This window comes from Myroides pelagicus, from assembly GCF_009711055.1.
GTDB classification, from domain to species: Bacteria; Bacteroidota; Bacteroidia; order Flavobacteriales; family Flavobacteriaceae; genus Flavobacterium; species Flavobacterium pelagicum.
In genome coordinates this window covers 1-4,814 of the sequence record NZ_WMJY01000066.1, presented here as the reverse complement: position 1 = coordinate 4,814, position 4,814 = coordinate 1, and the positions used below count along the sequence as shown (strand labels likewise).

4 protein-coding genes are annotated in these 4,814 nt (G+C 32.1%); 1 reads left to right on the top strand and 3 read right to left on the bottom strand.

Annotation, left to right across the window (positions count from 1 at the left end; translation table 11 throughout):
- Positions 1 to 28: 28 nt before the first annotated feature.
- Entirely contained in the window at positions 29 to 2,101 is a 2,073-nt protein-coding gene (locus tag GJV77_RS14435) for a S8 family serine peptidase (protein ID WP_155037036.1), read from the bottom strand.
- A gap of 240 nt (positions 2,102 to 2,341) precedes the next feature.
- Complete coding sequence (locus GJV77_RS14430; RefSeq protein WP_155037035.1) at positions 2,342 to 2,920, bottom strand: cell wall assembly protein; 579 nt, start codon at positions 2,918 to 2,920, stop codon at positions 2,342 to 2,344.
- Positions 2,921 to 3,200: 280 nt separating this feature from the next.
- Here GJV77_RS14430 and GJV77_RS14425 point away from each other — a divergent pair, with 280 nt between their 5' ends.
- A complete protein-coding gene (locus tag GJV77_RS14425; RefSeq protein ID WP_155037034.1) occupies positions 3,201 to 3,617 on the top strand; it encodes an NUDIX hydrolase in 417 nt (138 codons plus the stop codon).
- Between the two features lie 23 nt (positions 3,618 to 3,640).
- Here GJV77_RS14425 and GJV77_RS14420 read toward each other — a convergent pair whose 3' ends face one another.
- Positions 3,641 to 4,222: a PhnA domain-containing protein gene (locus GJV77_RS14420; RefSeq protein WP_155037033.1), complete on the bottom strand. Its 582-nt coding sequence runs from the start codon at positions 4,220 to 4,222 to the stop codon at positions 3,641 to 3,643.
- Positions 4,223 to 4,814: the final 592 nt, after the last annotated feature.

Here is a 4,814-nt window from a genome sequence, read left to right as displayed (position 1 = left end):
CGCGGACCCCTACTAATCAAACCAACAACTAATTTTTTACTACTTTATCGACTTCTACATGACCACCAACATTTATTTCTACTAGATAAACACCTTGAGGAAACCCGTCCATAGAGATTGCGTACAAACCAGTACTATTCTTTTGTCTATTCATCGAATAAACCATTTTACCATTCATATCGTAAACAGCAATTTCAACATCTTCATTCAAATGCTCCTCTGCAATCTTAACATTCATTAAATTACTTACTGGATTTGGCCATAAACTTTTAATCACAGTTGCTACCTTCTCTTTATTATCAACCCCGGCAACCTTTTTTACATCAAAAGCAGGAGACAAGCTCATTGTTAAAGAAAAATCTTGCTTAATTGGATCTCCAGATTTTTTAACTTGTAATTGATTTTTATGACTTACCATAATAGTATATACACCAGGAGCAATATCCATAATTTCAATTTTCTCAATATTATCTACATCATTATTTCCTTTAATTGCTTGAGGATCTTCCCAAGATTTATTCAATTTCCATGGAAAATATTCTACACCATCTTTAATTACTACAAGATCAAGATCATTAACTAAAACTGGATTATTTACTGAATACTCTTCATCTCTATACTTGTTATACTCTGGATTTAAAGGAGGTAAATCAGTCCATGAAAGAGTTACAACCAAATCTCCCATATCCTCACCTACTTCAACATTTTTAGTATAAACTTGTTCGTTCTTCAAAGCTCCTTCGACAATAAAAGAATTATATTCCTTTTTACTCGATTCCATCAATTGCACACCTTTCGCCGCATTAATTAATCCCCATCCAAAGATATGATCTGGTCCAGGCTTAGATCCTGCTTCATCAGCCGTATGAGCCATTATTGCACGGATAGTAGCAGATTTAAAAGGCATATTATTCACGTTATTTTTAATTGCCCATTGCTGCCATAGAGATACAATACCAGTAACAACAGGAGTTGCCATAGATGTACCTGAACTCTCTCCATATAGATCAAGCTTTGGATCCGCTTTCACCCCCCCCGTTGGAACTCTAAACACAGGAGATAATACATCCACCCCATTCGCAGAGATATCTGGTTTTATACGAAAGTCATTTGAAGGACCTTGACTACTAAAGCTAGCAATTTTAACACTACTTGCATCAACATACTTTGGCACATCATTAACAGCAGCAACAACAATTGCATTCTTAGCTAAAGCATAACCTCCTAGCATGTCCACATTTTCCTTAGCACCTTTATATGTGTTACCTACATAATCTCCATCATTTCCTGCAGCAAAAACAGGTTGATAATAGTCTTTCTCATTAGTAATTAAATCTATATTATAACTTTCCCTAGAATAAGCCCCTAGATAAACAATCGATGAAGGACGATAAAGAAATCCATAATCATCAAAATACCTTAAACCATAAGAGTGATTACTAACTAAAACCCCTTCAGAAGCAATACTTAACATTGAATTAAAATCATCAACCCATGTATAGCTAAGCACCTTAGCATGAGTAGCCACCCCTTTAGATAGTTCATTAACTCCTTGAGAAATGATAGTACCGCAAACATGCGTTGCATGCCATCTACCTTTTTCATAAGATCTTCTATCAAAATCTATAGCATCAAAATCAGGCAAACTTCCTCTTAATAAAACAGAACTCTTATTCGTTATTCGATTAACGAATTCTTGGTGATTATCAAGTACCACAGCACCATCTAAAACACCGATAATCATACCATCTCCTTTAAGTTCACGTCTAAACGTTGTCTTTTTAATATCATCTACACGTCCCGTAATACGAGCCTCTTTATTAAAAGTAGTCTTATAGACAGGAAAGCCTTCTTCATCAAAACGAACTAACTCATAATAATTATCCCCTGCATCAACACCACGTATTGCTATCTTCTTTTCTTCTGCAATAGCCCATGCAGTTTTTGTCTCTTTAGAAAGCTGTTGTAAAGAACTTATCAATTTCTCACTGGTAGAAACATATTGATCTGTTACCAACTTCCTCGTCTCCTTTGTTTGTCCTAGACCATAGTCTACTTTAAACAAACAAATCAAACTTAATAATAATGTAATTTTTTTCATACTTAACACTCTTTAACTAACTTATTAATTTACCTTATAAAGTAATGGATTTTACACTCATTACAACCAAACTATTCAAACAACTTAACAACTTAACAACTTAACTATTCTCAATGTAGACAACTAGTAAAATCCGCCCACATATTTAATAAATTAAAAAATCAAATGCTAAAAATAACAAAAAAAAAGAGTTACAACACTGTAACTCTTTTTTTATTTTATACAAAAAGTAATACAATATTACATTTTATCCAAAAAAGATAAAAATTCAATACCATATTCGTTGTTCACTCCCTCAATAACAGCATCAATATCCTCTACATTTACAATTGGCTTTAACTTAGCTTCTGATCTCAACCAATCTAAATACTCCTTATTAAACTCGGTTGCTACAAATTCATCGTCTTCAATGAGTAGCTCTTTATCAGAAAAGACCAATTCTTCTTCAAATATACTAGGTTCGACATCATAAGCTGCTATTTGCAGTAATTGATTCAAATTCTGTGCTACTAAATGTATCCCTTCTTCACCACCAAAAACCACAATAGGTAAGTCCTCTACTTTTACATTAGTTGTATCGTTAATCCAAAAAGCATAAATACTTCCAGCTGAATCAGCTTCAGCAAAAGGAATAAATGCGTTAGTAAATTCAGGATTATCGGAAACTTCTTCGATAAGATTATCACCCTCTGTCAAGAGATAAAGCGCATTTGAATAATATGATGGAATACTATCTGATGTTTGAAAATCTAACAAGTTTTTCAAAATATTAGGGATCTTGTATCCCTTAAATAACGCAGTAAATTCTTCTTTTACCATTGTTTTGTTCATTTTCCCACAAAATGTGGCTTTTTCTTTTTTAAATATTAAACATTAAAACAGAAGCTCTTTTAGTGCTACTATTTCATCAAATAAAGATATAAATATTTTACATATAATAAAGAAAAAAGTACAAAACACTTCCTACTTTACTATTTTTTTATTTTTGAGCCCTATTTTTCATTTTTTTACTAAATGAAACAAATAATTCTTCTAAAATATTAAGACTTATATTCACTTGAATACTTATTTCAGTCTTCGTAAATTGCAAAAAAAACATATGACACTCAAAACAATTCATTTAGCCTCGGCTCTAGTGATAAATTCAGATAATGAAATGCTAGTAGTTAGGAAAAAAGGATCCACATATTATATGATGGCTGGAGGGAAAATACAAACAAACGAATCAGCTAAAGAAGCACTCTTTAGAGAAATAAAAGAAGAATTAGATCTAGACTTAAACAATGAGCAAATAAGCTACCTAGGGAGCCATCAAACAACAGCAGTTAATGAAGCTAAAACACTAGTATCCGCAGATATATTTCTAATTCGATTAACTACTAAATCAGTAAAACCACATGCAGAATTAGAAGAAGTAATTTGGTTAAATCAAATGAACTACACCTCTTACCAATTAGCTCATTTACTAAAAGAATTTAGTCTCCCTCGTTGGTTAAAAATGAAAAAAGAGGAATAGATTACTATTCCTCTTTTTTCATTTTAAGCCTGTTTCTTCACAAATTTAGTCAAAATAACTATCTGCTGTCCATCAATTTTACCTTCAATCTGCTCAGGATTATCATGTACTAAACGAATATTTCTCACCGCTGTACCAATCTTAGCATTTAAAGTAGATCCTTTAACATCTAAGTCTTTAATCAACGTCACTGAATCACCCCCTACTAAGATATTTCCATTACAATCTTTGTGTAATGCAACCTGTCCATCTCCAGTATGATCACCAGTAGCTTTAGCAAACTCTAGTAATTCATCATCGAGATACATCATATCTAAAGCATCTGCTGCCCAACTTTCATTTCTAAAACGGTTAAGCATACGCCATGCTACAACTTGAACCGCAGGAAACTCACTCCACATTGAAGTCGTTAAACATTGCCAGTGATTTGCATCTAATTCCTGTCTTTTCTCTATCTGTGCCAAACATATGTCACAAGCGTAGATCTCCTTATCTGTATCATTAGCCGCAGCTGGTGGAACCTCATAAACACTTAAATTACTTGTAGAATCGCATAATTCGCACTTATTACCACTTCTTGCTTTTAATTCTGCTTCAGTTTTCATCTTGTAAATTATAATAATATTTAAAGCTGTAAATATAACCTTAAATTATTAGATACAAAAATTAATAAAAGCTCTACAATAATAAAGCTAAAGCATTCATTTATTAGCAATACCATATTTCAAAAATCAACCCAATCGCTCATAACAAATACTCTGAATCTAAATTTAATCCCCCATCTACCTTTGATTAAATAACTAAGCATTGTATTTATACCTTAAATCTGCAGTTAAATAATTTTGCTATTACCTATGATTCTTCAGATTACTATGATGCCAATTTAGTGTAAAAAGCACTGTTCTATATTCGTAAAAATGCGTTTTATCAACAAAGGTTAAGCTAACAGTAAAGTTGTATGCATAGCAACCTTGTTCTTGTATGATCAATCAAAGATAAGGTTGTTTTGTTGTTAGTTGAAAATCAACTACTTATATTATGTTTAGCCTATCATAATCTTTGTTAGTATATAAGATGAGTTTATGCTGCCTACTATTTTTAATCCATTTAGAGGATACACTTATAAAGCTAAATATGAATCTTTTGAGTCTTGAAGTCGTTTTTATATCTTTAAAAACTTTAGAAACCTTAGCCACC

Bases quoted from the DNA above. Each gene is read 5' to 3' on its own strand.
- GJV77_RS14430 (WP_155037035.1), bottom strand. From the start codon at position 2,920: ATGGTAAAAGAAGAATTTACTGCGTTATTTAAGGGATACAAGATCCCT.
- GJV77_RS14425 (WP_155037034.1), top strand. From the start codon at position 3,201: ATGACACTCAAAACAATTCATTTAGCCTCGGCTCTAGTGATAAATTCA.
- GJV77_RS14435 (WP_155037036.1), bottom strand. From the start codon at position 2,101: ATGAAAAAAATTACATTATTATTAAGTTTGATTTGTTTGTTTAAAGTA.
- GJV77_RS14420 (WP_155037033.1), bottom strand. From the start codon at position 4,222: ATGAAAACTGAAGCAGAATTAAAAGCAAGAAGTGGTAATAAGTGCGAA.